The organism is Neokomagataea thailandica NBRC 106555, from assembly GCF_001598495.1.
GTDB classification, from domain to species: domain Bacteria; phylum Pseudomonadota; class Alphaproteobacteria; order Acetobacterales; family Acetobacteraceae; genus Gluconobacter; species Gluconobacter thailandicus_A.
Genome location: NZ_BCZB01000003.1, coordinates 24,229 through 49,954 on the forward strand (window position 1 = coordinate 24,229; position 25,726 = coordinate 49,954).

Genomic DNA, 25,726 nt, shown 5'->3' on the forward strand with positions numbered 1-25,726 from the left:
TCTTCAGCCGATACGCTCGCCATGGAGCGAGATATCGAGGCCTTCGATTTCTTCTTGTTGAGAAACGCGCAGCCCTATAACGAGGTCAATAACTTTCAGGAGAATAAAGGTGACGACGCTGCACCAGATGATGGTAACACCGACGGCTTCTGCCTGAATGATGAATTGGTGCCATGAGCCGACAACACCTGATGGGTTGGCATCTGTTGCGGAGAGTGGGCCATAAGCGAGAAGACCGGTTAACAGAGCGCCAACGATACCGCCTACGCCATGTACGCCGAAAGCATCAAGGCTGTCATCATAGCCTAAAGCGTGCTTCAGAGCTGTTGCTGAGAAGTAGCATACAACACCTGTAACGAGGCCGATGATGAGGGCATTGCCCGGCAGCACAAAGCCAGCAGCGGGTGTGATGGCAACGAGGCCTGCGACGGCACCGGAGATAATGCCAAGAACCGTTGGCTTCCCTGTTTTGATCCATTCGACCAGAAGCCACGCGATGCCGGCGCCTGCTGTAGCGATTTGCGTTGTTGCCATGGCCATACCTGCACGGCCATTAGCGCCAACGGCAGAGCCGGCGTTAAAGCCAAACCAGCCAACCCAGAGAAGGGAAGCGCCAATGACTGCGTAGGTCAGGTTGTGGGGTGTGAGGTCGTCTTTACCAAAGCCATGACGCTTGCCCAGTACAAGCGCGGTCACAAGGCCTGCGACACCTGCGTTGATGTGGACAACGGTACCGCCAGCGAAGTCAACGGCGCCTAGGCCAGAGAGCCAGCCGAGCGGGCTCCAAACCCAGTGTGCAATTGGGGTGTAGACCAGCAAAGACCACAAGACGGTGAAGACGAACAGGGAAGAGAACTTCATACGTTCTGCGAAGCTGCCGGCAATCAGTGCTGGGGTAATGATGGCAAACGTCATCTGGAACATCATGTAGACGCTCTCAGGAATGGTCATGACGGTTGGGTTTGCACTGCCCGCGCCGAGCGTGAAGCCGATATCGGAGCCTTTGCTGATATTGGCACCGATTCCGTTCAGCATGAAGCGGGAGAAGTCACCAATGTAAGGTGTGCCCGCTCCAAAGGTGAGGCTATACCCAGCAATCATCCAAACGACGGTTACGGCACAGCAAATGGCAAAGGACTGCATGACCGTGGCAAGGATGTTCTTTTTACGCACCATGCCCGCGTAGAACAGTGCCAGACCGGGGATTGTCATGAGAAGAACAAGGGCTGTGCTGGTCAGCATCCATGCTGTGTCGCCCGTATCAATGGCGGGTGGAGCTGCCATGGCAACGCCGGGGGCGAAAGCTGCCAAACAGAGGGCTAATTTTTTAAGGTTCACACTATAATCTCCCCAGTGAGGTCGTATCGTGATGTTGGTCTAAATGTAAAAACAAGAAAACCTTTCCCGTAGATGCGGCAGGTTTTTCATTTCTATAGCATATTGAATAAAAGATTTGTGTGTCTACGGTAGAAGTTTCTCGAAAATCATTCTGAGAGTGGATTTTGAGCAATATTCTTTATCGAGCTATGATTTGTCTCAATCTGCGGCGCTGAAGGAATTGACCAAAGGCTCTATTCACGCCCAAGGTGTTGCTCTTTTGCACGGTCAGGCTGAGGTTCGAGGGTGAATATCCGTTTTCCAGTTGTGTTATGCCGCCATGCTGCCGTGATGGGGGTATCTGGTCGTTGTTACGGCCAGAGTGATGTTTGTTTGGCAGAGGGGTGGGAACAGTTTGGGGATGGCTTATCTGTTCTCGTGAAAGGTTCTGGTGCAAAAGTTATTCATTCCTCCCCTTTACAGCGCTGTCGTTTATTAGCCGAGTATGTAGCGCATAAAACGGGTTTGCCTCTGGAGGACGATCATCGCCTGCGTGAGTTGAATTTTGGGGCGTGGGAAGGGACGAAATGGGACGATGTTTCACGAATTCAGCTTGACCAATGGGCCGCAGACCCACTGGGCTTTGCGCCGCCTGGTGGTGAAAGTGGTCAGGAGTTGATTGAGCGCGTGCAGGCATATTGGCAGGATGTTCAGCATTCCGCCCAAGGGGTGTGCATTATAACGCATGGGGGACCATTGCGGGTTTTAACGGCCTTAACCCGTGGAGAAATGCCTAATCTTATTGTGCCGTCAATGCCGCAGGGTAGTGTACGTGTGGTGCGCGCGTCTCAAAGTTAGCGCTGGATCCATTGTGTGCGTTCAGGGTTACGCTTTTCCCATCCAGCCCGCTCAAGCTCTGGCGTTGCGTGTTTCTCTTCGGGGTAGCCAACGCATAAATAAGCGATGAAACGCCAGTTTTCAGGTATAGATAATGTCTGGCTGACGGTTTCTGGGGTTAGGATTGATACCCAGCCGACGCCAATACCACGGGCAGTTGCGGCAAGCCAAAGGTTATGGATGGCCATTACGGTGGACCATGTTGTGGTTTCAGGCATGGTACTGCGCCCAAGGCCTTTGCCTTGCTCAGGGTCTTCCACATTAAAAACGGCGATATGGTGCGGGGCATCATCGAGGCCTGAAAGTTTCAAAGAGGCGTAAATGCGTGCTGGATCATCTTCATAGCGCTCCAAGGCATCTGCATTGCATTGTTTGAAGTCATTTCGGATGATTGCGCGGCGCTCAGGGCTGTCTATGCGTAGGAAGCGCCAAGGTTCGCTGAGGCCAACAGACGGTGCGCGGGTGGTGGCGGTGAGAAGGTCATTCAGATCTTTTTCTGGGATAGGATCACGACGAAAGCGCCTGACATCGCGGCGCCAGATGAAGAGGTCGTCGAGTTTCTTGTAGAAGGTTTCATCGAAAACCGGCTGTGGCATGGGTGAAACCTTATGTCAGAAGCATGGCGAAAAGGGTGAGAGTGGCGGCTTCTACGCAGCATACGGTTGCGCCGAGGATATCCCCTGTAAAGCCATTGAGGTGTCTGAGAGTTTGGTAGCGCATCAATACGACGAGGCCTAGTGTCAGGGCGCAGGCTAGGAAGGCCATAGCATAGGGTAAGAGGAGAAGGGCAAGACAGAAGGCGCAAAATAGGCTGCTCAGCATACGGTCTTTTGAAAGTCCAGTGAGTTGTTTGGCGAGGCCGTCTGGGCGTGCGGCGGGACAGAAAGTGACCAATATTGGCATGGCTGCACGTGCTAAGGTCGCACTGATGGCAAGTGCAGGAAAGATGGCGCGGTCTGGGAGGGTGGCTAGAGCGGTAACGCGTATGGAAATATAGAGTAGGAGTGCTAGAGCACCGAAGCTTCCGATGCGGCTATCCCGCATAATGGTGAGTTTTGTTGCGGTATCTTTGCCGCTGCCTAAGCCATCCATCGTATCGGCTAAGCCATCTTCGTGGAGGCCGCCTGTCAGGAAGATCTGGCACAATACGGACCATGGCGCAGCGAGGAGAGAAGAGGCGCCGCAGAGTTTGAGTAGTAAAAATAGTCCAGCACTTAAAGCGCCGATAACAGCGCCATAAAGTGGCCAGCACCATGTGGAGCGGGCGAGATCCCAAGGTGTTTGTTCATTGGCAAAGCGGCCAACGGGAAAGCGGGTCAGAACGCTGCCCGCACAGATGAGATCATCATAATAGCGGCGGATCGGCTGAATGATCATATTATGCACGGTTGGAGATGGATGCTTCAGCGAAGGTCGCCATATTGTGATGACAGGTGAGAGCCGCGCGTAAGAGTGGAAGGGCTAAAGCCGCACCGGAGCCTTCTCCTAAACGTAAACCGAGATCAAGCAAGGGTGTAAGGCCCATATGTTGCGCGAGTGCGCGATGCCCAGTTTCTGCAGAGCAATGTGCAAGGCGTGTATGCGCGAGAAGCTGTGGGTTGATAGCGAAGAGTGGGAGTACGGCCGCTGTTACGACAAATCCATCGAGTAATGTTGGAATGCGGTGGTGGCGTGCGGCTAGTGTTGCGCCCATCATGGCGGCAAGCTCGTGTCCGCCAAGGCAGCGGGCGATGTCTAAGGGGTTTTGAGCGTGGGTTCGGTGTAATGCGCAGGCACGGGCGATAATGGTGGCTTTATGCGCTACTCCAGCATCGTTAAGGCCTGTGCCGCGTCCCGTCCAGTAAGAGGCATCATGGCCGAGGAGGGCTGTGGCTAATGCGGCCGCTGCGGAGGTATTCCCAATGCCCATTTCGCCGGGGCAGAAGATGCGTGCGTCATGTGGGACCGAGTGATATCCGGCTTTGACGGCGTTCAGGAAACGCTCTTCACTCATGGCGGGTGCGATGGAGAAATCGTCCGTTGGGGTGAGGTCAAAGAGGGGAAGGACAGAAAGATGGGCGTTTGCGTGGCGGCTTAATTGGTTAATTGCGGCGCCACCACGTTCAAAATTAGCCACCATTTGTGCTGTGACGCTGGATGGATATGGGGAAACGTTTTGTGCGGTAACGCCGTGGTTGCCCGCAAAAATGGTGACGTATGCGGGGTCAAGTTGGGGTTTTGCCGTGCCTTGCCATGTACCCAACCAGAGGGTGATGTCTTCTAAACGCCCTAAACTGCCAGGTGGCTTGGTCAGCGTGTGCTCGCGTTCAGTAATGACGGTTGCTGCTTCAGTGCAAGGCGGCGGCAAAAATGCGCAGGCGGCTTGCAGACCTTTCATAGAAGAAAAGTCAGGCGTGAAGAGAGCGTTTTTGGGGGTAGAAGATGCGGATGGCATGGAGGTTGTTTTGTGCTGATATGGGGTAAGATGCAAGAGCTTTGGGTGTTGTGATGGCGCAAGGAATGTCGGGTGTGACTTTGGTGCTTGGAGGTGTGCGTTCTGGCAAAAGTCGTTTTGCTGAGGGGGAAATTGCGCGTTGTACGGCACCTTGGGTGTATGTGGCGACGGGTCAGGCCTTTGATCAGGAAATGCGTGAGCGCATTACGGAGCATCAATCGCGGCGGGATAGTCGGTGGCATACGGTGGAAGCACCATTTGATGTGGCGCAAGCATTGGATGAGGCTGGAGAGAAGCCGGTTTTGTTGGATTGTTTGACGCTGTGGCTGACGAATATACTGCTGGAAAATCGTTGTGTTGATGAGTTTGTATCTCTCTTGTTAGCCGCATTGCGGCGGCGTGTTGGGCCAACGGTTTTGGTGGGGAATGAGGTTGGACTTGGTGTCGTGCCGGAAAGTGCCTTAGGGCGGCGTTTCCGGGACGAGGCGGGCGTGCTGCATCAGCGCATTGCGGCTGAGGCGGGGCGTGTTGTGTTTGTTGCCGCTGGGCTGCCGCTTGTGTTGAAGGGGAAAGCACTTTGACAGTGCTGGAGCGCCACTTTACATGAAGGGTATTGGTTCCCTGATGAAGGGATGAAAAGGGAAGTCGGTGCGGCGCTTTACGCTTAGTCTGACACTGCCCCCGCAACTGTGAACGGTTTGTGTTTCATTGAGCTTTGAGCGTGTGAGGTCAAAGCAGCCACTGGGGTGATACTCTCTTTGTGAGAGGTAGCTCTGGGAAGGTGGATGAAATGAAGCAGCTTTCGGGCTGCTGTGCCGTAAGTCAGGAGACCTGCCATGAGAGCGAGCATTGCTGGCTCTGAGAGTTGAGAGTCGTAAACTGGCGGGGTGCCCGGTGGACGAAGATGTGCGGTTGCGCGCATTCTCCCCAATATGGGGCTCTTTATGTGCGCCCTGTCTGGTTTCGTGATGAAGCCGTATGAGGACAGGATTGTGTGTTGAGTGATGTCAGGGATGCCGTCTTAGACGGTGGAAAACCGATACTATCCGTCTGTGTGACGTGTGGTAAGCGGGAAGATGGCACGGTGCAGGGGGAAGAACTGCATGGTCGTCTTAAGGATTATGCCTCGGCAGGTCATTTTGAGTTGCGTGAAGCGCGGTGTTTGGCCAGTTGCCGGAAGAATACGGCGGGTAGCGTATCCATGCCGGGGCGTTGGAGCCTTCTTTTGGGGCATTTGACGCCAGATTTGGCACAAGATTTAGCGGCTTTTACCACAATTTATGCAGCCTCTAAGACAGGGGCTGTGATGCCGTCTAAGCGTCCAGAAACGCTGCGTGATGTGATTTTGGGGCGTATTCCCCCGCAAGATGGTTTTCAGAGGGGTTGATTTCATGACGAATGACAAACGCGCATCCGGTAAAATTCCTGTAACGGTCGTAACGGGCTTTCTTGGCGCTGGAAAAACAACGCTTTTGCGGCATGTTTTGACTCAGCCGCATGGACGGCGGATTGCGGTCATCGTGAACGAATTTGGCTCTCTTGGCATTGATGGTTCTTTGTTACGGTCTTGTGGGATTGAGGGCTGCCGGGATGAGGATATTGTTGAACTGGCGAATGGTTGTTTGTGCTGCACCGTAGCGGATGATTTTCTGCCAACGATGCAGGCGCTGATTGATCGTGATGACCCGCCTGAGCATGTGGTGATCGAGACGTCTGGCTTGGCGTTGCCGAAGCCGCTTTTGAAGGCGTTTGGCTGGCCGGGTATTCGTACACGTATGACGGTAGACGGCGTGGTGACGTTGGTGGATGGCCCTGCTTTTGTAGAAGGGCGCTTTGCGGATGACCCAGAGGCGGTTGCAGCGCAGCGTGCGGCTGATCCGTCCTTGGATCATGATAATCCTCTGGTGGAGGTCTTTGAGGATCAATTGGCATCGGCTGATTTGGTTGTTCTGGGTAAGACGGATTTGATGACGTCTGATGCGGTGGATGTTGCTGAAAAGGCTGTTCAGGAGCAAGTGGCGCGTTTTTCATCACGGCATGTGCCCGTGTTAAAAACGAGTGAAGGCCGGATTGATGCGTCTGTTTTGCTTGGTATTGGTGCGGCAGCAGAAGATGATTTATCGGCCCGTCCATCCAGCCATGATGGGGCGGATGATCATGAGCACGATGATTTTGACAGCTTTGTTGTAACGGTGCCTGAGCAGGCCGATGTTTCGGCTTTTGTTACGCATTTAGAGACGATCGCTGGGCGGTTCGATCTTTTGCGGATTAAGGGGTTTGTTCCGGTGGCGGGTAAGGCGCGACGTTTGGCGGTACAGGGCGTAGGGACACGTTTTCGTCATGAGTTTGATTCCCCCCGGACAGCGGAGTTGACTGAAGGGCATTTGGTTGTGATTGGCCGTCATGGTTTGGACCGTGAGGCGATTGAAGCCGCACTGAAGACACAGGGCTAAAGTATCGTGCATATCATTGCGCGTGAACGTCACGGAATTGATGATCAGGCTGTGGCGGAGGAATATAATCATCCGCCAGCAGATGTGGTTGTGCTGTCTTTTTCGGATAGTGACCTTCTGGGGCTGGAGCGCGCATATGCGGCGATGGACGGGGGCTTTACGCTGCGCCTGATGAATCTGGCGCGGCTAAGGCACCCGATGTCTGCAGATCTCTATATTGAGCAAACGCTTGAGCAGTCTCGCTGTGTGGTGATCCGCCTTTTGGGTGGGGTGGATTACTGGCGTTATGGTGCCGAGGAAGTCCGTAATGCGTGCCGGGCGCGTGGTATTCCGTTGGTGCTTTTGCCGGGGGATGCACGAGACGATGGGCGCTTACAGGACTGGTCCACGGTCGATGTGGATATTCATCGGCGTTTGGCCGGGTTTTTACGTGAAGCGGGGCCGGAGAATTTAAGCGCATCTTTGCGTCTTATGGGGGTGTTGGCCGGGTATGGCCAGGATGATGGGGCTGAACCTGTCCCTTTGCCGCCTGCGGGTGTGTATCGGGTGGACGGGCCTGCTGAGGGTGCCGTTGGGCGTGTATCGGTTGTGTTCTATCGGGCACATGTTTTGGCGTCTGACTGTGCGCCGATTGATGCGTTGGTGGAGGCTTTTGCTGAGCGTCAGATACGGGTTGAAGCGCTCTATGCAGCGTCTTTGCGTAATAAGGACGCCGGGCGGTGGGTCGAAAATCGTTTGCGGGAGTTTCAGCCGCAGATTGTGGTGAATGCGACGTTATTTGCCGCACGCGAGGCGGATTCACCTTCTCCGTTAGATGTGGCGAAAGTGCCGGTGCTTCAGGCGTTACAGCCGGGGAGCACGTTGAAAGCGTGGGGTGAAAGTAGCCGAGGTTTAGGGCAGGCAGATCTGGCCATGCAGGTGGCGTTGCCCGAGTTGGATGGCCGTCTGTGTAGCGCGCCGATTTCGTTTAAGGCTGAGAATGAGCTGGGGGCACCGGCACGGCGTGAGGCACATGCTGCGGGGATTGGGCAGGTTGTGCAGCAGGCTGAGCGGTGGATGGCGTTACAGCAAACGCAGCGGGCGGAGCGGCGCGTGGCGATTGTGCTGTCTGATTATCCCGGTGCGGTGGATGTTGAAGGGCAAGCAGGGCATGCGGTGGGGCTGGATAGCTTTGCGAGCTTGGTCGAGCTGCTGAAGACATTGAAGCATGAAGGATACATGCTGGGTGATGTGCTGCCTGATGCTGATGCTTTGGCCTGTGCCTTAGGGCGGGCCGCGGATGGTGTGACGGCGGAGGTTATTTATTCGGCAGAGGCGTATCGCGCAGCATTTGAGGCTCTGCCGGTTGCGTTTCGTGAAGCTGTTGTGGATCTATGGGGTGTGCCGACGGGTCCGATTACGGCACGGTTTTTGCGCTTTGGGCATGTGGTGGTGGCCTTGCAGCCGGAGCGTGGCGCGCTGCAGGATCGTAAGGCGCAGTATCATGACCCTGATGTGGCGCCAGCGCACGCATATATCGGGTTTTATGTGTGGTTACGCAGTGTTCAAGACGTGCATGCGGTGGTGCATATGGGGACGCATGGTACTACGGAGTGGCTGCCGGGTAAGGCTGTTGCGTTGTCCGAGGGCTGTGCGCCGTCTGTGCTGATGCGTGGGGTGCCGGTGTTGTATCCGTTCATTGTGAATAATCCGGGTGAAGCGGCGGCGGCAAAGCGGCGGCTTGGGGCGGTGACGATTGGGCATATGACGCCACCATTCACGCAAGCAGGAAGCAGCGAGGAGCGTGGTGACGCACTGGCCGTTGTTGAGATTGAGCGTTTAATTGATGAGTATGCGGAGGCGGATGGGCTGGACCGTAGGCGTAGTGCGTTGTTGCGCGGGGAGATTTTCCGCAAAGCGGAAGCGGCCGGGTTGTTGGCGGAAAGTGGTGTTCGGGCTGGGCAGGATGATGAGGATGCCGCTCTAGCGCGGCTGGATTCCTATCTGTGTGACGTTAAAGACCTGCAAATTCGTGATGGGCTGCATATTTTTGGCCAAGTCGCGCCTAAGGCTGAGGCGTTGGTGGAGGGTATGGCGCAGATATGTGGTGTCTCGGAAGAGACGGTGCTGGAGCGTTTGCGCTGGTCCGCCGAGCAGGAAATGCGCTCATTGTTGGCGGGGTTGGAAGGTGCATTTGTTGAGCCGGGTCCAGCGGGTGCGCCGAGCCGGGGGCGGTTTGATGTTTTACCGACGGGACGTAATTTAAGTACGGTCGACCCGAGGGCCATTCCCACGCCATCAGCAGTGGCTTTGGCGCGTGTACAGGTGCAGGAATTGCTGGAGCGCCATGAGCAGGAAGAAGGTGAGCCGCTCACGCAGTTAGTGTTAGATGTGTGGGGATCAGCCTCGTTACGGACGGGGGGAGAAGATCTGGCTTTGGCGCTGTTGTTGATGGGGGTTGAGCCGGAGTGGGATGCTGGCAGTGGGCGCGTGTCGGGCGTGGCAGTTTTGCCTATGGCGGTGTTAGGGCGGCCACGGGTGGATGTAACGCTGCGGATTTCCGGGTTGTTTCGGGATGCTTTTCCGGCGCAGATCGCGCTGTTTGATCAGGCTGTGCAGGCTGTTTCTGCCCGTGAGGGTGAAGGTGAAGAAAACCCTCTCGCTTACTCCGTGCAGGGCTTGGAGCCTCAAGAGCGGCATAAAGCAACGGCGCGTATCTTTGGTGTGGCACCAGGGGGGTATGGGACCGGATTAGAGGCAATGCTCCGCACCGGCGAGTGGGTGAGCCGTGAGATGCTGGGGGATGCGTATTTAGCCGGGAATGACTGGACCTACGGTCAGGGACGTGACGGCGTGCGGGATCAGGCGGTCTTGTCGGAGCGGTTGCGCAAAGCAGAAGCAGTTTTGCATGTGCAAGATCATGCTGAGGTCGATCTTCTGGAAACGGCGGATTATGCCGCGCATGAAGCCGGGCTGGCGGCGGCGGCGGAGCGTTTAGGCGGTGCACCACGCATTTGGCATGGGGAGAGCACGGCAACGAGTTTGCGCCTTCGTGATCTTGAGGCGGAAGTGGCGCGTGTGGTGCGAGGCCGTTTGGTTAATCAGCGCTGGTTAGAGGGGATGCAGCGTCACGGTTACCGGGGCGCGGGTGAGATCTCGCGCGGGGTTGAGGCATTATGTGGGTTTGCAGCGCTTCTGCCGGGGCGGTTTGATCGGCAGTTTGATCTGGTTTTTGCTGCGACATTGGGGGATACCGCCTGTGATGCGTTTTTGCAGGAGCACAACCCGGATGCGCGCGAGGCGATGCGGCGGCGAATGGATGAAATGGTTCGGCGGGGCTTGTGGCATCCGCGGGTGAATAGCGTGCATGCGGCATTGGCAGGAGAGGCGTGATGGGGCGTGCGCCGCAGGTCAAAGGCTGGTGCCCGGATGTTTTTGCGCCAATGCAGGCGAAAGATGGGCTGTTGGTGCGTGTGCGTTCACCATTACGAGGCTTTGACGCGTTTGGCCTGCGTGATCTTGCGGTATTGGGGCAGCGTTTTGGCAATGGCTGCATTGAACTGACAAACCGGGGCAATGTGCAACTCCGTGGGTTTGCAGCAGAGAGCCTTGCGGAGGCGCAAAATTTTGCGCGTGATGCCGGTTTGGTGGAGAGTGATCCGGCTTTGGAGAAACGGCGCATTGTGATGGTGGCACCTTTAGCTGGGTTAGACCCAACGGAGCATCCAAGGACGATGGCCCTCGCGCAGGCAGTGGCTGATTTTATACGTGATGAGCCATGTATGGCGGGGTTGCATCCTAAGTTTTCAGTGGCGGTAGAAGGCGGTGGTGTTGTGCCGTGTGGGGTGCTGGCAGCAGAGCTTTCTTTATGGGCTGATGGTGCGGAATGGCGGGTGGTGTGTGGCCATCAGATGAGTGTGCCCCTCAATGAGGCAGAGGCATTGCGGGCTATGGCACTGCTTTTGGAACGTGTGGCAACGGATGCAGATTTGGCGCGGCCATCGCGGTTGGTTGAGGCATTTTGTGCGTGTTTTCCAGATTTGGGGTGGGAGAATATTCCGGCGCAGTCCAGTGGTTCTATGCTTGTGGGAGCTTTGTCGCACGGTATGTGGGGGGCAGGGGTTGTTTTAGGTCGTATGCAGGGTGATGACTTGGCGCGCGTGGCGGATGCCATGATGGTGCACAAGATGCAGGGTGAGCGCGTGCGGGTTACGCCGTTTCGGGGGATGGTTATGCCTCAGAAGCTGGCTGAGGTTTTATCTCATGAGTCGTGGCTGATTATGCAGGTGGATGACCCAAGGTTGCGTGTGAAGGCGTGTATCGGGGCCTTGGGGTGTGCGCATGCGGGTGATGAAACGCGTGATATTGCTTTGGGTATGGCCCCTTTGGTACCAGAAGGGCGGTTGCTCCATGTTTCCGGATGTGTGAAGGGCTGTGCCTATCCGCGTGTGGCTGACGTGACGTTGGTGACGCATGGAGAAGATTATTATGACGTAGTGCTAAACGGGCGCGCACGCGATGAGGCTATGGCCCAAGGGGTTAGGCCGTCAGGTGTGGGTGATGTTTTGGCGCAAATTTGGAAAGAGGACACCCTGCATGACGACATCTCCTAAGGGGCATCCTGCTATGTATGATTATATTCGTAATGGCGCGGAAATTTACGCGCAGTCTTTTGCGACGATCCGAGCGGAAGCGGATTTAAGTGCATTTTCTGCGGAGCAGGCGCCAGTTGTTGTGCGGATTATTCATGCCTGTGGAATGGTGTCTGTTGCGCAGCATGTGGCGATGAGTGCTGATCTCGTGGCCTCTGCGCGTGCTGCATTGCGTGCGGGAAAGCCGATTTTATGTGATTCTATGATGGTGGCGCATGGGGTGACACGCGCGCGTTTGCCTGCGGATAATGAGGTGATTTGTACGTTGCGTGATCCGCAGACACCGGCTCGGGCAGCAGAAATTGGCAATACGCGTTCCGCAGCAGCGTTGGATTTTTGGGGTGATCGTTTAGAGGGGGCGGTCGTTGCGATTGGTAATGCTCCGACGGCGCTGTTTTATTTGTTGGAGCAGATCAAAGCGGGCGGGCCACGGCCTGCCGCGGTGATTGGTATGCCTGTTGGTTTTGTGGGAGCAATGGAGTCGAAAGAGGCGCTAGAGGCGTTTGGCGATATTCCGTTTATTGTGGTGCATGGGCGTTTGGGCGGGAGTGCGATGGCAGCGGCAACGTTGAATGCGTTGGCGAGTGAAGTCGAGTAATGTCTGGCATGTTGCGTATTGTTGGGGTTGGCCCCGGGGACCCGGAATTACTGACGCTGAAGGCCGCGCGGTATATTCGTGAGGCCTCTGTTATTGCGTATTTTTGCCGGCATGATCGTATGGGGCATGCACGGCGTATTGCGGATGGGCAGATTATTCCGGGGATGGATGAGTTACGGTTTGCTTATCCCTTCACGACGGAACGTTCTGTGTGTGAGGCGTCTTATCATGCAGAGATGGCGCGGTTTTATGACCACTGTGCGGAGCAAGTGCGGGCCGAGGTCAGTGCTGGGCGCAATGTTGTGTTGTTGTGTGAGGGGGATCCGTTTTTATATGGCTCCGCCATGTATGTGTTTGATCGTCTGGCAGAAGATGTGCCGTGTGACATTGTGCCCGGTATTATGGCGATGAATGGATGTTGGAGCATGGCGCAGGCCCCGATTTGCCATGGCGATGATGTGTTGTGTGTGCTTCCTGCGACGATGCCGGAAGGGGCATTGCAGGAGTGGTTGCAGCGCAGTGATGCGGCTGTTGTGATGAAGTTGGGGCGTAATCTACCGAAATTAAAGCGAGCTTTGGCGCAGGCTGGACGGCTGGATAACGCGCTTTACGTGGAGCGTGGCACGCAAGAGAGTGGGCGTGTGCTCAAATTGGCTGAGATGGCGGAAGATGCGCCCTATTTCTCCTTAGCATTATTACCGGGGCGGAAAGGCGTACGATGAGCCTTGTTATTGTAGGGCTTGGCCCGGGAAATGAAGCGCAGCGGACGCCTGAAGTGGATGCGGCCTTAGACGGAATTACCGATGTTATTGGTTATGGGCCGTATGTAGAGCGTTTGGCTTTGCCGGAGGCCGTTCAGCGTCATGGTTCGGATAATCGGGTGGAGTTGGACCGTGCGCGGCATGCTTTGACGTTAGCTGAAAATGGGCGGCGTGTGGCAGTGGTCTCTGGTGGGGATGCCGGGGTTTTCGGCATGGCTAGTGCTGTCTTTGAGGCGGTTGAGGCGGGGCCTGAGCAGTGGCGGACACTAGATATTCGTGTGGTGCCTGGGCTTTCGGCTGTTTTGGCGGCGGCTGCACGGATTGGTGCGCCATTGGGGGGCGATTTTTGTGTGCTCTCCCTATCCGATAATTTGAAGCCTTGGGATGTGGTGCTGCGCCGTTTGCGCTTGGCGGCGGAAGCTGGGTTTGTGATGGCGCTGTATAACCCACGCTCTAAGGCTCGGCCTTGGCAGTTAGGGAAAGCGTTGGAAGAGCTATCGTGTGTCTTGCCGGGGGATGTGCCGGTTGTATTTGCACGGGCGGTTGGGCGTGCTGATGAGCGGGTGTTGATCACGAATTTGGCCGGAGCGGATGCGGAAAAGGTGGATATGAGCACGTTGGTGCTGATTGGCTCGGTTCTGACGCGCCGTATTGTTCGGAGAGGACATGAGGACTGGGTTTATACGCCGCGTTATGTGCCTGTGTGATGCGGTGCTTTTTACGCAGAGAGTCTAGCTTTTTGATGGTGAATGTTTGCGTGATGGCGGTTGTGAAGGATGTGGCCGCAGAGCGTTTTGCAGCGCATGGTGATGATGGTCTTGAATAAAGCGGAGATGAATTTTGCCTATGGGGCTGGTTCAGTTGCGCTGATATTTTAGGTGTAGGGACTAGAGCGTTTCAAGCCAAAGACGTGCGGCTTCTGGTGTCGCTGCGCAGGTGAGTAATGGTCGCACTGGGCGTTGGACCATGATGACGGGGATTTTGAGGTGGCGTGCGGCCGTGAGTTTGGCTGCGGTGGACGCTGATCCTGCATTTTTAGTGATGAGGATGTCTATCTTGTGAGAGGACATCAAAGCGTGTTCGCTTTCGAGGGAGAAAGGCGGGCGGTTGATGAGTAAGGTATGGTTTTGTGGGCATTCATCTATGCTTGGCGGGTCAATGCTGCGGATAATGTAATGATGCGCTGTATCGGCACGGAAAGCGCTTAAGTCTTTGCGGCCCGTAGTGAGGAACACGCGCTTTGGTGTGCTGCCGAGAAGTTGGGCTGCGTGGTTGAGGTTTTGTGCGTGGATCCAGTGGTCTCCCGGGTAGGGGGACCATGCTGGACGTTCTAGCCGGAGCAGTGGCACGGAGAGCGAGGCGCAGGCAGAAGCGGCGTTATGCCCCATTTGTACTGCGAAGGGGTGTGTGGCATCCACAACCGCATGGATGTTTTCTGTGTGCAGATAGTGTTTCAGGCCGTTAATCCCGCCGAACCCGCCAGAACGAATGGTGCATTGGGGCAGGATGGGATGGCTGGTCACGCCGGCCAGAGAAAAGATTGGCGTTATGTTCGGGTGGGTGCTCAGAAGGGTTGCGAGTTCACGCGCTTCTGTGGTGCCGCCGAGGATCAAAACGTTCATTATAACGGCTCCTTAAGACGTGAGAGGGCAGCATGACCCAGTGGTTAAGTGTTATCGGCATAGGTGAAGACGGTGTCGAGGGGCTTTCGGGGGTGGCGCGGGCTGCTTTGGTACAGGCAGAGGTGATTTTTGGTGGTGAGCGGCATTTGGCGTTAGCGGCTTCTGTGTTGAAGGGGCGTGCGGAACCATGGGGCACACCATTTTCCGCCGGAGTTGCGCGTGTTTTGGAGGCCCGTGGGCAGCGTGTTGTTGTTTTGGCCTCCGGTGATCCATTTTTTTATGGGGTAGGCTCTGTTTTGGCGCGGCAGGTGCCGTATGGAGAAATGGCGTGTTTTCCGGCGGTATCGTCCGTTTCTTTAGCGTGTTCTCTGTTGGGTTGGGCCGTGCAGGAGGCGCGGGTTGTTTCCTTGTGCGGGCGGCCCTTGACGACGATACGCCCACATTTGCAGCCAGGTGCAAAGCTGCTGGTGTTATCGGCTGATGGCACAACGCCGCAGCATTTGGCCAAGTGGTTGGCGGGGCATGGGTTCGGTTTATCGCCCATGAGTGTGTTGGAGCGTTTGGGTAGTGAAGCGGAATGTGTGCATGAAGGGTTTGCGGCGTCAGAATGGGGTGATGTTGAGGCGTTGAATCTCATTGCGCTGGAGGTCGTTGCTGATGCAGGGGTGCAGATTATGCCGCTCTCATCGGGCCTAGAGGATGCGTTGTTTGAGCATGATGGGCAGATGACGAAGCGTGAAATTCGGGCTGTGACGTTGTCGACTTTGGCACCACGTGCGGGGGAGACGCTGCTGGATGTTGGGGCAGGTTCTGGTTCTATCGCCATTGAGTGGTTGCTGCGGCATCCGGCGAATAAAGCGATTGCTGTTGAGCGTAACCCAGAACGTGCAAAGCGGATTATCCGTAATGCTCAAGCTCTCGGTGTGCCAAGGCTTGAGGTGGTGGTGGGGGAAATGCCGGAGAGTGTTTGGGCGCTATCGGTGCGGCCTGATGTTGTGTTTGTGGGCGGTGGTTTGGCTGCGGAAGGTATGTTCCCGGCTATGCGTACATTGGTCCGGCCGGGGGGGCGTATTGTGGCCAATTCTGTGACGCTGGAAGGCGAGCAAGTCTTGAATGCGGAATATGCTCAGCATGGCGGCATGTTGACGCGCATTGGTGTTGAGCGTTTGGACAGCGTGGGTGGTTTGCATGCGTTCCGGCCCGCGATGCGGGTGACGCAATATGCGGTGACGGTGCCGGATGGGGTACCGTGAAAGAGGGGCATTATGTTGCGGGGCTCGGAGCGCGGCCGGGTGTAGGGGCGGATGATATTGTTGCTTTACTGCGCGCTGTTCTGCCGGCTGGTGTGAGGCGTTTGGCGGTGCCTGTGTTTCGCTCTGGTGAGATTGGTATTTTACATGCTGCCGAGGTATTGGGGCTGGAAATTGCATGGATTGCGGCGGAGGCTTTGGCGGAGCGGCAGAAGGATTGTATGAGCCATTCTGCACGCGCGCAGGTGGCGGTGGGGTTTTCGTCTGTTGCTGAGGGGTGTGCCTTGGCTGGTGCGGGTGTGGGTAGTACGATTGTAGTGCCAAAGCAGGTTGGGCGGAATGTAACCTGTGCGGTGGCGGTGAGTGGTGGAGATTAGAGTATGACGGTACATTTTATTGGTGCGGGGCCGGGTGCTGAGGATTTATTGACGTTGCGTGGACGGGATTTATTGGCGGCTTCCCCTGTGTGTTTATATGCGGGCTCTATCGTGCCGAAAGCGATGTTGGAGCATTGCCCGGATGGTGCGCGTTTGGTGGATACGGCGCCGTTATCGTTGGATGATATTGAAGCAGAATACCGCAAGGCCCATGACGCGGGGGAAGATGTTGCGCGGCTACATTCGGGGGATTTATCCGTTTATAGCGCTGTGGCGGAGCAGATACGGCGTTTAGATCGGCTGGGCATTCCTTGGACGATGACGCCGGGTGTTCCGGCTTTTGCGGCGGCGGCTTCGGCCTTGGGGCGTGAATTAACGGTGCCGGGTGTGGCGCAAACTGTGGTGCTGACGCGGGTGAGTGGCCGAGCATCGGCTATGCCTGCGGGGGAACAGTTGGCTGCTTATGCTGCAACGGGAGCGACCTTGGCGCTGCATCTGGCTATTCATGCCGCAGAGCAGATCGTTGAGACATTGCTCCCATTTTATGGTGTGGATTGCCCGGTTGCTGTGGTGGCAAGGGCGACGTGGCCGGATGAGCTATGTTTGAAGGCGACGCTGGGTACGTTGCTCGATGCCTTGGTTGCGAACCCGATTGAGCGTACGGCTTTGGTGATGGTTGGTCCGGCTTTGGGGGGAGAGGATTTTCGGGAGAGTGCGTTGTATGATCCCGAGTATCAGCGTAGGTTTCGGGGGCGGGAGTGATGGTCTAATCATCTAATATATTTCAGATAGACACTCATCGGGCCTCATGCCGTAACTATATTTCCATCTTTCGCCATTGTGGTACATGCGCTTGCCCTCATCGTAGAAAACGACGGTCCAGTCAGGTAATTCTTTTTTGACCTCTTGTGCAAGGGCGTAGCCCTCAGCGCAAAAGGCATACATATCAAAGAAAGGGTAATCTTCTGGGTGGTCAGTATCATAGTTGTCGTAGTGTTTGCCCCAATCCATAAGGCGCTTTTCCAAGTCTTTACTGACAGGCAGTTCTTCAATGCAGGCACTGATTCCTTCTATATCGTATACAGGGTCAGAGCAAGTTTCAGCCATGATTAGAACATATTTATGATCAGATAGTACAGTTTCTTTGCTCATGAAGTAGTCTCCGAGATGTTTCGATTTTATAGGGATTTGTAGGATGTTCCACATTTATATCCAAGACGATTAAAAACAATAATATCAATTTTAATCGGTGTGTTTTGTTTTCTTTCATCATCCAGAACACTACGCGCTGTCTCATAAGCGCTCTTAGCAATACTATCGCCTAAGGCGAACTGTTCCTCTTCAGCAAGGAGCATGGCTTGGGCGACGCTTTCTGCGGTGCTAATGGCTTGGGTTAGGGTGTTTGAAGCGCCGTGTTGTTTTGCGAGTTCAGCGAGTGCGGGCATGTCGGTTAGGCCGCGCTTGGAGTGTAAATCGAGGCGCCCTTGGCCCAGTTTAGCCATCTTTGCCACGCCACCTGCGATGGTGAGGCGTGGGACGGGGTGTGTGCGGAGATATTTCAGTACGCCCCCTGCGAAGTCCCCCATATCAATCAAGGCGGTATCGGGCAGGTTATAATGGGCTTGCACGGCTTTTTCAGAGGTATGCCCCGTGCTGGCAGCGATGTGCGGCAGGTTCAGCGCACGGGCGACGTCTATCCCGCGGCGGATGGAATCAATCCATGCCGCGCATGAGAAGGGAATAACCACGCCGGTTGTGCCTAAAATAGACAGGCCTCCGATAATGCCAAGGCGGGCGTTGAGGGTCTTTTTTGCGAGTTCCTCACCATTTTCGATGGAGATCGTTATTTCAGCATCGACGCTGTGTGAGATTTCGTGCAGCGCGGTGTGGATCATTTGGCGTGGGACGGGGTTAATCGCCGGTTCCCCAATAGGGAGTGGCAGGCCGGGGCGCGTGATGGTGCCGACGCCCGGTCCAGCTTTAAAAACAAGGCCCGAACCGGGGGGAAGGCGTTTGACATGGACTTGAATAAGCGCACCATGTGTAACGTCAGGGTCATCTCCGGCATCTTTGACGACGCTGGCTGTAGCACTATGTGTGTTGATGGTCTGTTGCGCCAAGCTGAAGGCAGTTTGGCGGCCATTGGGTAGGGTAATGGTGACGGGGTCAGGAAAGTGACCGTGGCACAACGCTGCCCATGCGGCTTTTGCGGCGGCAGTTGCGCAGCTGCCGGTGGTCCAGCCTTTGCGCAGTTGTGGAGACGGTGTGATCATGCGCTATACCCTAGCGGGATTAGGACGAAAAGCGAGAGGGACATTGGTGTAAAATGCCGATGATAACGCCAATGCAGACAGAGGGCAGAGCATCAGGGGCAACGCCGAGAGCGGTTATGATTGCGGCACCGCGTTCAGGCAGTGGTAAAACGACGGTGACGTTGGGGATTTTGGCGGCATTGCGAGCGCGTGGCGTGCGGGTGCGTGCGGCGAAGACAGGGCCGGATTATATTGATCCGGCTTTTCATGAGGTGGTGACGGGGTCTGTTAGCCTCAATTTGGACAGTTGGGCGATGTCTGAGGCGGTATTGACGGCGTTATTGGCCGAGGCTGCGGATGGTGCGGAGTTGTTGCTTATTGAGTCTGCTATGGGCCTCTTTGATGGGTTGATGGGGCCTGAAGGGGCGCGGGGTTCACCTGCGGATATTGCGCGGCGGTTTGGTATTCCGGTGTTGTTGGTGTTGGATGTTTCTGGGCAAGGGCAGTCTGCTGCGGCGGTAGCGCATGGTTTTGCAACGTTAGAGCCCGGCGTGCAGGTTATGGGCGTTGTGCTGAACCGTGTTGCTTCAGATCGGCATGAGCGCATGGCAAAGCAGGCTATTGAGGCAACGGGTTTGCCTGTGATGGGCGTAGTACGGCGTGATGCAGAGTTAGCATTGCCTGAGCGGCATTTAGGGTTGGTTCAAGCGCGTGAACAAGAAGCGCTACCGGCTTTGTTGGCAGATTTGGCGCAACGGATTGAGGCAGGCGTGGACCTTGATCGGGTCGTGGCGGGTGCTGCTCCGTTGGTGCTGTCGGTAGGTTTGTCTGAATGTGTGCCGGTTGTGCCCCCGGGTCAGCGGATTGCTGTGGCGGAAGATACGGCATTTTCGTTTTTATATGGGCATTTGGCGCAAGGGTGGCGCCGTGCGGGTGCTGAGTTCGTACCGTTTTCACCTCTGGCTGATGAAGGGCCGGATGAATCCTGTGATGTCTGTTGGTTACCGGGTGGGTATCCGGAGCTTCATGCTGGGCGGTTGGCTGCGGCGGATGGGTTCAAGAAAGCTATGAAGTTCTTCTCATGTTCTCGTTATGTTCATGGTGAGTGTGGGGGCTTTATGGTGTTGGGAGCGGGTCTGGTCGATCAAGCGGGTGAACGGCATGAGATGCTGGGACTGTTGAGCCATGAAACGAGCTTTGCCAAAAGGAAGATGAATTTAGGGTATCGGGAAGCGACATTACGGGGCGATACGGCTTTGGGGCGGGCAGGTACCGTGTTTCGTGGCCATGAGTTTCATTATGCACGCGTCGTTGAGGCCGGGCATGATGAACCATTGGCGGATTTACGTGATGGTTTAGAGCAGGATCTGGGTATGGCCGGCGGGCGACGTGGTTTTGTCTCCGGGTCATTTTTTCATGTTATGGCGCAGAAAGAGGGAGCGTAAAGAATGAGTAATGAGACAGAGGCCGGGCGCCATACGGAGAAAATGCGTAAGCGCAAAGAGGTTCAGGATGCTGAAGTTGCATCTAAGACCATAGAGCGTGGGGTGTTTGCTGTGCATACCGGCCCCGGAAAAGGGAAATCTACGGCGGCTTTTGGTTTAGCTTTGCGGATGTTGGGGCGCGGTAAGCGTGTTGTTGTTGTGCAATTTATCAAAGGTGCGTGGGAGACCGGAGAGAACCTTGCTCTTTCACGCTTTGAGGACCTGCTGGAATGGCATGTCATGGGTGAAGGCTTCACTTGGGATACGCAGGATAAGGCGCGTGATGTTGCGGCGGCTGAACGTGCTTGGGATGTAGCGCGTGAAGCATTGCAGCGTGAAGATGTGGCGCTTGTTGTGTTGGATGAAGTCAATATCGCTCTACGTTATGATTATCTCCCGGTAGAACGTGTGTTGACGGATGTGCTCGCTCGGCCTGAGAAACAGCATGTTGTGTTGACAGGACGTAATGCGAAGCCTGCCATTATTGAAGCTGCGGATTTGGTGACGGAAATGGGGGCGGTCAAGCATCATTTCGCTGCGGGCTTTAAAGCCCAGCCGGGATTTGAGTTCTGATGACGGATCAGAGGCTTTGCCGGGCATTGATGTTTCAAGGGACGGGGTCGAGTGTTGGAAAGTCTGTGTTTGTGGCAGGGCTTGCGCGCGCATTAGTAAGGCGTGGTCTACGTGTGAGGCCTTTCAAGCCGCAAAACATGTCGAATAATGCTGCTGTTACGGCTGATGGTGGTGAGATTGGTCGGGCACAGGCTCTTCAAGCGCAGGCATGTGGGGTCATGCCGAGTGTCGATATGAACCCTGTTTTGCTTAAGCCTCAAAGCATGGTTGGTTCACAGTTGGTCGTCTGTGGGCAGGCACGGGGTAATGTGAAAGCACGTACGTATCAGGACGTTAAGAAAACGCTCTTGCCGGATGTTTTAGGTGCTTTTGAGCGGTTGTCCTTAGATGCGGATATTGTGTTGATTGAGGGGGCGGGGTCTGCCTCTGAAGTGAATTTACGTGAGAATGACATTGCCAATATGGGATTTGCTGAAGCAAGTGGTGCGCCCGTTGTTCTGATTGGAGATATTGACCGTGGTGGCGTCATAGCCAGCCTTGTGGGGACGAAGGTTGTTCTGCCTAAGCCTGATGCGGAGCGGATTAAGGGGTTTATTGTTAATCGTATGCGCGGGGATCCCTCCTTGTTTGATGAAGGGATGAGGGTGATTGCTGAGCGCACTGGTTGGAAGGCATTAGGGCTTTTGCCGTATAGTGAGCATGTGAGGCATTTCCCGGCCGAAGATGCGGCCGATGTTTTGGAGCATCAGCGTTCTGGCGGTGTTGGGTTGCATATTGTTGTGCCGTATCTGCCCATGATTGCGAATTTTGATGATCTTGATCCGTTAAAGGCTATGGATGGTGTAAGGCTCGAGATGCTTCCGCCGGGCCGCCCGTTACCTGTGTGTGATTTGGTTCTATTGCCGGGCTCTAAGGCCACCATAACCGATCTTGAGATCTTTAGAGAGCAGGGGTGGGACGTTGATCTGAAAGCGCATGTTCGGCGTGGTGGGTATGTTTTTGGAATTTGTGGTGGGTATCAAATGCTAGGAACGTCTTTGTCTGATCCTTTGGGGGTGGAAGGGGAAGAAAAGACGGTTGAGGGGTTGGGGCTTCTGCGCGTGCAAACGGCGCTGACGGGGCAGAAAATTCTGCGTGAGGTTCGTGGTGTTCTGGCGGAGAATAATGTGCCGGTGGTGGGCTACGAGATGCATATGGGCGTTACAGATGGCCCTGATTGTGCCCGTCCGTTTGTACGGCTGGACACGCATGATGATGGCGCGATGGACGTGACGGGGCGGGTATGGGGGACGTATTTGCATGGTGTGTTTGAGCATGGTGCTTTATGTCAGGCTCTTTTGGCGCGGCTTGGGGCGCGTGATTTTAGTGTTGTAGATCATGCAGAACGCGTAGAGGCAGCGTTAAATGCGTGGGCGGAGCATATTGAGCGTCATGTTGATGTTGAAGCTCTGTTACGCTTGGCTCGGCCTATAGAGACACATGATAGGAGTGCGAGTATAAGCGCCTGACATAAGCATGCTCTGTTATAGAGTTTTAGAGCTGCATTGAGGTCTCGTAAGGTTGCGTTAGGGCGTCCATGTCCCATCCACGCATCGTCTATGCGTTCTCCGCCATAAACGCGCGGTCCAGCGAGACGCAGCCCTAAGGCACCAGCCATGGCGGCTTCTGGCCAGCCTGCATTGGGGGAGCGATGTTTATGGGCATCACGCTGTACGGCTTGCCATGCGTGGCGTGCGCTGGTGGAAGGTAATGTTAAGGCGGCAAGAATGAGCCAAAGAACGGAGAGGCGTGATGCAGGTAGGTTGATGTAATCATCAAGGCGTGCGCTAGCCCAGCCAAAGTCTTTATATCGCGGGGATTGGTGACCGATCATACTATCGGCGGTATTAATCGCTTTATAAGCAACGCCGCCGGGCAGGCCAAAAAGGGATGACCAAAAAAGCGGCGCGACAACACCATCAGAAAAATTTTCTGCAAGGCTTTCAATAGCAGCACGGATAATGGCGGGTTCATCGAGTGTTTCTGGGTCCCGGCCGACAATAAGAGAGACAGCTTTGCGCCCGCCGGGCAAGCCATGTTGTAAGAGGCCATCATGGACGGCGCGTACATGTTGATACAGTGATTTTTGTGCCGAGAGTGTGGAGAGAATGACGCTGGCTGTGATGCCGCGTTGTGGGAGTGCCATGCTGATGACTGTGGGAAGGGTCGTGAGGGTGAGGCTGGCAATAATGCCATTGCGCTTTTTGGTGCGGGGTGAAAAATGTTCCTGATTGAGTGTCTGTTCGAGCTGTGTGATGAGCGCCCCCATCCATGTGACCGGATGGCCTATAATGCGGAACACTCTGTTAGGGTATCCGATCATGCGTTCAAGAATGTAGGCCATTGTTGTTAGGGGAAAACTATCACGGGGATGAAAAAGGGGCATGATGCAGGTCCGAAAAAGAGCAGGGTGGGCGATAGCATGAGTGGAGAATGTGAAACACTGTTCCCGGTACATGGGGGGCAGGTTCGTCGTATTATGGAGCAGTTTCCCGGTGCGCCGCAGCCTTATATTGATTTATCTACGGGGATTAGTCCGTTTGCTTACCCCTTTTCTCCGGATATGGAAAAATTACGGGCTCTGCCGCAGCCGCATGAAGAATATGCGTTGATGCAAGCGGCGGCGCACGCTTATGGGGTGGCTGATAGTCAGTATGTGGTGGCTGGGCCGGGGACGCAGCTTCTCATTAATCTTCTGCCTATGGTGTTTTCTGCGCAGAATGTAACGATTTGGGGGCCGACCTATTCGGGACATGAGCGTGCGTGGCGGCGTGCTGGGCGTGTGGTGCAGCACGTGGAGACGATGGCTGCATGTGATGCCGCGATACGGCGCGGTGATGCTGTGGTGGTTGTTAATCCGAATAATCCGGATGGGCGTTTGGTGTCTAAAGCATGTTTGGCGCAATGGGCTGACCTTTGCGCTGCGGCGGGTGGTTTATTAATTATAGATGAAGCTTTTGCAGATTTTGGCGATGAATCCGTGACCTCCTTGCTGCCGCATGCGGGGCTGGTGGTACTAAGGTCTTTTGGCAAGACTTATGGTTTGCCCGGAATACGCCTTGGTTTTGCATTGGGAAGTCGAGAAGAAATTTCGCGCTTACGTGGTCTTTTAGGGGAATGGTCTGTGAGTGTGGAGGCGCTGGCAGTAGGTTGTGCAGCGTTGAAGGATGCTCATTGGTATCAGCAGGCCCGGCCCCGGGCGTGGGATGATACGCGGCGTTTAGCGGTTTTGTTGGAGCAATATGGGTTAGAGGTTATAGGGCAGGCACCATTATTTCGGTTGGTGCGTCATGAACAGGCGCAACATTTATGGCGTGTTTTATGTGAGGATGGGATTATCACGCGGCGTTTTGAGGGGCGTGATACTGTGCTGCGCTTTGGTTTGCCTGCGGAAGCGAGCGCTTGGCAGAGACTGGAAAAGGCTTTGCAAAAATGGGCCGCCAGGGTCTGAGGTTAGGTTATGAGGCTGGGGTTTGCGTTGTTGAGTGGATGATGCAAGTTTGATCATCATTCATGGGGTGCGACGGATTATTTGGCATGTGGCAGGGACTAATATCTGTAGGGGATGATCAGAAAGAGGGCTTGTACTCCTGCGCCGTCATGCGGCACTGGGGAGGTTGAGGGATGCGTGAGACCGTCGCGGATGTGATGATTATTGGCGGAGGGGCGAGCGGTGCCATTGTTGCGTGGCATTTGGCACGTTTGCGTATGGCTCATACGGGTGAACGTATCGTCGTGGTGGAGCCACGGGCTGCCTTAGGAGCGGGTCAGGCTTATGGTACGGTGGATAGGGCGCACCGTATTAATGTTCCGGCGACACGCATGACCATTCATGCGGCGGAGCCAGATGACTTTTCGATATGGCTGAAAGGCCGCGTTTCGAACGACCCTTCTGCTGAGCGCCCTAATGGTGATGTGTATCCGGCACGGGCGCAATTTGCAGCTTATTTGTCGGATCGTTTGAGTGTGTATCAAGAGAGTGGCGTGATTATACACTGCCGGGCGTCGGTCGAGGTTTTGCGGCGTGATGATGCATTATGGGTCGCTGAACTGGCAGGTGGGTGTGGTGAAGTGCGGGCTGCTCGTGTTGTTTTAGCGACATCGCATCCGCCACCGCAATTATTGCCACAGCTTGCAGAGATGAACGATCAAACACGCCTTATAGGGAACCCATGGGCGGTGAATGCGCTGGCTGCTATCGGGCAGGATGATGCTGTGGCGATTATTGGTACAGGCTTAACGATGGCGGATTGCGTGGCGTCTTTGTCTGCGCAGGGACATAAGGGTAAAATTATAGCTTTCTCGCGGCGGGGGATGCGCTCTGGCGGGCATGCAGAGGGGGTAGAACGGGGAGTTTGGCAGGAAGATTTTACGCAGGATTTACCACAGACGGCTTTGGCTCTGTTGCAGAGGGTGCGTCACTCCGTGCGGGAAGGGGTGATGCAGGATATACCTTGGCAGGCGGTCTTTGATGCTTTGAAAAAGCAGGGTCGGTCGTTGTGGACGGCATTGCCTTTGGATGAGAAGAAGCGTTTTGTTCGGCATCTACGTGTTTTTTGGGATGTTCATCGTTTTCGCATCGCTCCGCAGCTGGAGGCTGTGCTGGAGGCGGGTTTGCAGTGTGGCCAGTTACGGATTGAGGCTGCACGCTTAATAGCGGTTGATGCTGCATCGGATGGTATGATGCTGCAAGTCGTGCGGCGCCAGAAAGAAGCAGAAACATGGTCTGTGCAGTGGTTGATTAATGCTGTTGGTCCTAATCATGCAGGTATTTTGAGAGCCAAAGGTTATTTGGCGCGCTTGGCTGAAGATGGTTGGGTGCGGGCTGATGCTGTAGGCTTGGGATTAGAAACGCATCAGGACCATCGGGCTGTGGGCGCGCGAGGAGCGAGTGATACGTTGTTTATTGCCGGGCCGCTGTCTCGAGCGACATTTGGTGAATTAATGGGGTTCCCTGAAATCACGACATATGCGGAATCTGTTGCGCGTGTTGTTCTGGCGTCGTGAGCGACGTGTTACGTTTGCGGGTTATGCTGTG

25 protein-coding genes and 1 riboswitch are annotated in these 25,726 nt (G+C 55.3%); of the genes, 17 read left to right on the forward strand and 8 right to left on the reverse strand.

The annotated features are described in order from the left end of the window. Positions 1 to 3 precede the first annotated feature (3 nt). Positions 4 to 1,284 (reverse strand): ammonium transporter, encoded by a 1,281-nt coding sequence (locus NTH01S_RS01360; protein ID WP_084366877.1) that lies wholly within the window; start codon positions 1,282 to 1,284, stop codon positions 4 to 6. A gap of 339 nt (positions 1,285 to 1,623) precedes the next feature. On the opposite strand from NTH01S_RS01360, the gene NTH01S_RS01365 reads away from it, so the two are divergent. Then, a complete protein-coding gene (locus NTH01S_RS01365) occupies positions 1,624 to 2,175 on the forward strand; it encodes a histidine phosphatase family protein (RefSeq protein WP_068168253.1) in 552 nt (183 codons plus the stop codon). On the opposite strand, the gene bluB is transcribed toward NTH01S_RS01365, so the two are convergent. From bluB to cobT, 3 genes are read right to left on the reverse strand one after another with little or no spacing between them, the layout of a single operon-like run. Next, a complete protein-coding gene (gene bluB, locus NTH01S_RS01370; protein ID WP_068168255.1) occupies positions 2,172 to 2,810 on the reverse strand; it encodes a 5,6-dimethylbenzimidazole synthase in 639 nt (212 codons plus the stop codon). The two genes, NTH01S_RS01365 and bluB, sit on opposite strands and share 4 nt — an antisense overlap. A gap of 10 nt (positions 2,811 to 2,820) precedes the next feature. After that, complete coding sequence (gene cobS, locus NTH01S_RS01375; RefSeq protein ID WP_068168258.1) at positions 2,821 to 3,591, reverse strand: adenosylcobinamide-GDP ribazoletransferase; 771 nt, start codon at positions 3,589 to 3,591, stop codon at positions 2,821 to 2,823. 1 nt (position 3,592) lies between these two features. Next, on the reverse strand, positions 3,593 to 4,648 hold the full coding sequence (cobT, locus tag NTH01S_RS01380; RefSeq protein WP_084366845.1) for a nicotinate-nucleotide--dimethylbenzimidazole phosphoribosyltransferase: 1,056 nt from the start codon (positions 4,646 to 4,648) through the stop codon (positions 3,593 to 3,595). 65 nt (positions 4,649 to 4,713) lie between these two features. Between cobT and cobU the strand changes: the two genes are divergently transcribed. The 8 genes from cobU (at position 4,714) to cobJ (ending at position 13,798) form a co-directional block, all read left to right on the forward strand. Then, positions 4,714 to 5,229 (forward strand): bifunctional adenosylcobinamide kinase/adenosylcobinamide-phosphate guanylyltransferase, encoded by a 516-nt coding sequence (gene cobU / locus NTH01S_RS01385; RefSeq protein WP_245642045.1) that lies wholly within the window; start codon positions 4,714 to 4,716, stop codon positions 5,227 to 5,229. A gap of 16 nt (positions 5,230 to 5,245) precedes the next feature. Next, positions 5,246 to 5,501, forward strand: a riboswitch (cobalamin riboswitch). 144 nt (positions 5,502 to 5,645) lie between these two features. Next, positions 5,646 to 6,035 carry a DUF1636 domain-containing protein gene (locus NTH01S_RS01390; protein ID WP_245642047.1) on the forward strand — a complete coding sequence of 130 codons (390 nt, stop codon included), beginning with the start codon at positions 5,646 to 5,648 and terminating at the stop codon, positions 6,033 to 6,035. Between the two features lie 4 nt (positions 6,036 to 6,039). Next, positions 6,040 to 7,101 carry a cobalamin biosynthesis protein CobW gene (gene cobW / locus NTH01S_RS01395; protein ID WP_068168264.1) on the forward strand — a complete coding sequence of 354 codons (1,062 nt, stop codon included), beginning with the start codon at positions 6,040 to 6,042 and terminating at the stop codon, positions 7,099 to 7,101. Positions 7,102 to 7,107: 6 nt separating this feature from the next. Then, a complete protein-coding gene (gene cobN / locus NTH01S_RS01400) occupies positions 7,108 to 10,473 on the forward strand; it encodes a cobaltochelatase subunit CobN (RefSeq protein WP_068168268.1) in 3,366 nt (1,121 codons plus the stop codon). After that, complete coding sequence (locus NTH01S_RS01405) at positions 10,473 to 11,693, forward strand: hypothetical protein (protein WP_068168272.1); 1,221 nt, start codon at positions 10,473 to 10,475, stop codon at positions 11,691 to 11,693. Before cobN ends, NTH01S_RS01405 begins: the two co-directional genes overlap by 1 nt. Then, on the forward strand, positions 11,677 to 12,330 hold the full coding sequence (locus NTH01S_RS01410) for a precorrin-8X methylmutase (protein WP_068168275.1): 654 nt from the start codon (positions 11,677 to 11,679) through the stop codon (positions 12,328 to 12,330). The genes NTH01S_RS01405 and NTH01S_RS01410 overlap by 17 nt, the downstream gene beginning before the upstream one ends. Further along, positions 12,330 to 13,052: a precorrin-2 C(20)-methyltransferase gene (locus NTH01S_RS01415; RefSeq protein ID WP_068168279.1), complete on the forward strand. Its 723-nt coding sequence runs from the start codon at positions 12,330 to 12,332 to the stop codon at positions 13,050 to 13,052. Before NTH01S_RS01410 ends, NTH01S_RS01415 begins: the two co-directional genes overlap by 1 nt. Beyond that, complete coding sequence (cobJ, locus tag NTH01S_RS01420; RefSeq protein ID WP_068168282.1) at positions 13,049 to 13,798, forward strand: precorrin-3B C(17)-methyltransferase; 750 nt, start codon at positions 13,049 to 13,051, stop codon at positions 13,796 to 13,798. Before NTH01S_RS01415 ends, cobJ begins: the two co-directional genes overlap by 4 nt. A 180-nt stretch (positions 13,799 to 13,978) precedes the next feature. Here the strand turns inward: cobJ and NTH01S_RS01425 are convergent, their stop codons facing one another. Further along, on the reverse strand, positions 13,979 to 14,713 hold the full coding sequence (locus NTH01S_RS01425; protein ID WP_068168284.1) for a cobalt-precorrin-6A reductase: 735 nt from the start codon (positions 14,711 to 14,713) through the stop codon (positions 13,979 to 13,981). A gap of 32 nt (positions 14,714 to 14,745) precedes the next feature. On the opposite strand from NTH01S_RS01425, the gene NTH01S_RS01430 reads away from it, so the two are divergent. The 3 genes from NTH01S_RS01430 to cobM are packed head-to-tail and all read left to right on the forward strand — an operon-like array spanning position 14,746 to position 17,102. After that, positions 14,746 to 15,966, forward strand: coding sequence for a bifunctional cobalt-precorrin-7 (C(5))-methyltransferase/cobalt-precorrin-6B (C(15))-methyltransferase (locus tag NTH01S_RS01430; protein WP_068168287.1), 1,221 nt, complete (start codon positions 14,746 to 14,748; stop codon positions 15,964 to 15,966). Then, complete coding sequence (locus NTH01S_RS01435) at positions 15,963 to 16,340, forward strand: cobalamin biosynthesis protein (protein ID WP_068168291.1); 378 nt, start codon at positions 15,963 to 15,965, stop codon at positions 16,338 to 16,340. Before NTH01S_RS01430 ends, NTH01S_RS01435 begins: the two co-directional genes overlap by 4 nt. Positions 16,341 to 16,343: 3 nt before the next feature. After that, positions 16,344 to 17,102: a precorrin-4 C(11)-methyltransferase gene (cobM, locus tag NTH01S_RS01440; RefSeq protein ID WP_068168294.1), complete on the forward strand. Its 759-nt coding sequence runs from the start codon at positions 16,344 to 16,346 to the stop codon at positions 17,100 to 17,102. A gap of 12 nt (positions 17,103 to 17,114) precedes the next feature. On the opposite strand, the gene NTH01S_RS01445 is transcribed toward cobM, so the two are convergent. Together NTH01S_RS01445 and NTH01S_RS01450 are read right to left on the reverse strand one after the other, a co-directional pair. Next, positions 17,115 to 17,492: a hypothetical protein gene (locus NTH01S_RS01445; protein WP_157070825.1), complete on the reverse strand. Its 378-nt coding sequence runs from the start codon at positions 17,490 to 17,492 to the stop codon at positions 17,115 to 17,117. Between the two features lie 26 nt (positions 17,493 to 17,518). Then, positions 17,519 to 18,613, reverse strand: coding sequence for a cobalt-precorrin-5B (C(1))-methyltransferase (locus NTH01S_RS01450; protein WP_068168299.1), 1,095 nt, complete (start codon positions 18,611 to 18,613; stop codon positions 17,519 to 17,521). Positions 18,614 to 18,684: 71 nt separating this feature from the next. Between NTH01S_RS01450 and NTH01S_RS01455 the strand changes: the two genes are divergently transcribed. Genes NTH01S_RS01455 through NTH01S_RS01465 form a run of 3 tightly spaced genes read left to right on the forward strand, consistent with a single transcriptional unit; the run spans position 18,685 to position 22,157 of the window. After that, the gene (locus tag NTH01S_RS01455) at positions 18,685 to 20,037 is read left to right on the forward strand and encodes a cobyrinate a,c-diamide synthase (protein ID WP_245642049.1); all 1,353 of its coding nucleotides are present in this window, start codon (positions 18,685 to 18,687) and stop codon (positions 20,035 to 20,037) included. A gap of 3 nt (positions 20,038 to 20,040) precedes the next feature. Next, positions 20,041 to 20,649, forward strand: coding sequence for a cob(I)yrinic acid a,c-diamide adenosyltransferase (cobO, locus tag NTH01S_RS01460; protein ID WP_068168304.1), 609 nt, complete (start codon positions 20,041 to 20,043; stop codon positions 20,647 to 20,649). A gap of 29 nt (positions 20,650 to 20,678) precedes the next feature. After that, a complete protein-coding gene (locus tag NTH01S_RS01465) occupies positions 20,679 to 22,157 on the forward strand; it encodes a cobyric acid synthase (protein ID WP_068168639.1) in 1,479 nt (492 codons plus the stop codon). On the opposite strand, the gene cbiB is transcribed toward NTH01S_RS01465, so the two are convergent. After that, positions 22,079 to 23,074, reverse strand: coding sequence for an adenosylcobinamide-phosphate synthase CbiB (cbiB, locus tag NTH01S_RS01470; protein WP_068168307.1), 996 nt, complete (start codon positions 23,072 to 23,074; stop codon positions 22,079 to 22,081). The two genes, NTH01S_RS01465 and cbiB, sit on opposite strands and share 79 nt — an antisense overlap. Positions 23,075 to 23,110: 36 nt before the next feature. On the opposite strand from cbiB, the gene cobD reads away from it, so the two are divergent. Together cobD and NTH01S_RS01480 are read left to right on the forward strand one after the other, a co-directional pair. After that, positions 23,111 to 24,139: a threonine-phosphate decarboxylase CobD gene (cobD, locus tag NTH01S_RS01475; RefSeq protein ID WP_068168642.1), complete on the forward strand. Its 1,029-nt coding sequence runs from the start codon at positions 23,111 to 23,113 to the stop codon at positions 24,137 to 24,139. Between the two features lie 173 nt (positions 24,140 to 24,312). Then, positions 24,313 to 25,695 carry an FAD/NAD(P)-binding protein gene (locus tag NTH01S_RS01480; RefSeq protein WP_068168310.1) on the forward strand — a complete coding sequence of 461 codons (1,383 nt, stop codon included), beginning with the start codon at positions 24,313 to 24,315 and terminating at the stop codon, positions 25,693 to 25,695. The last annotated feature ends 31 nt before the right edge of the window (positions 25,696 to 25,726 follow it).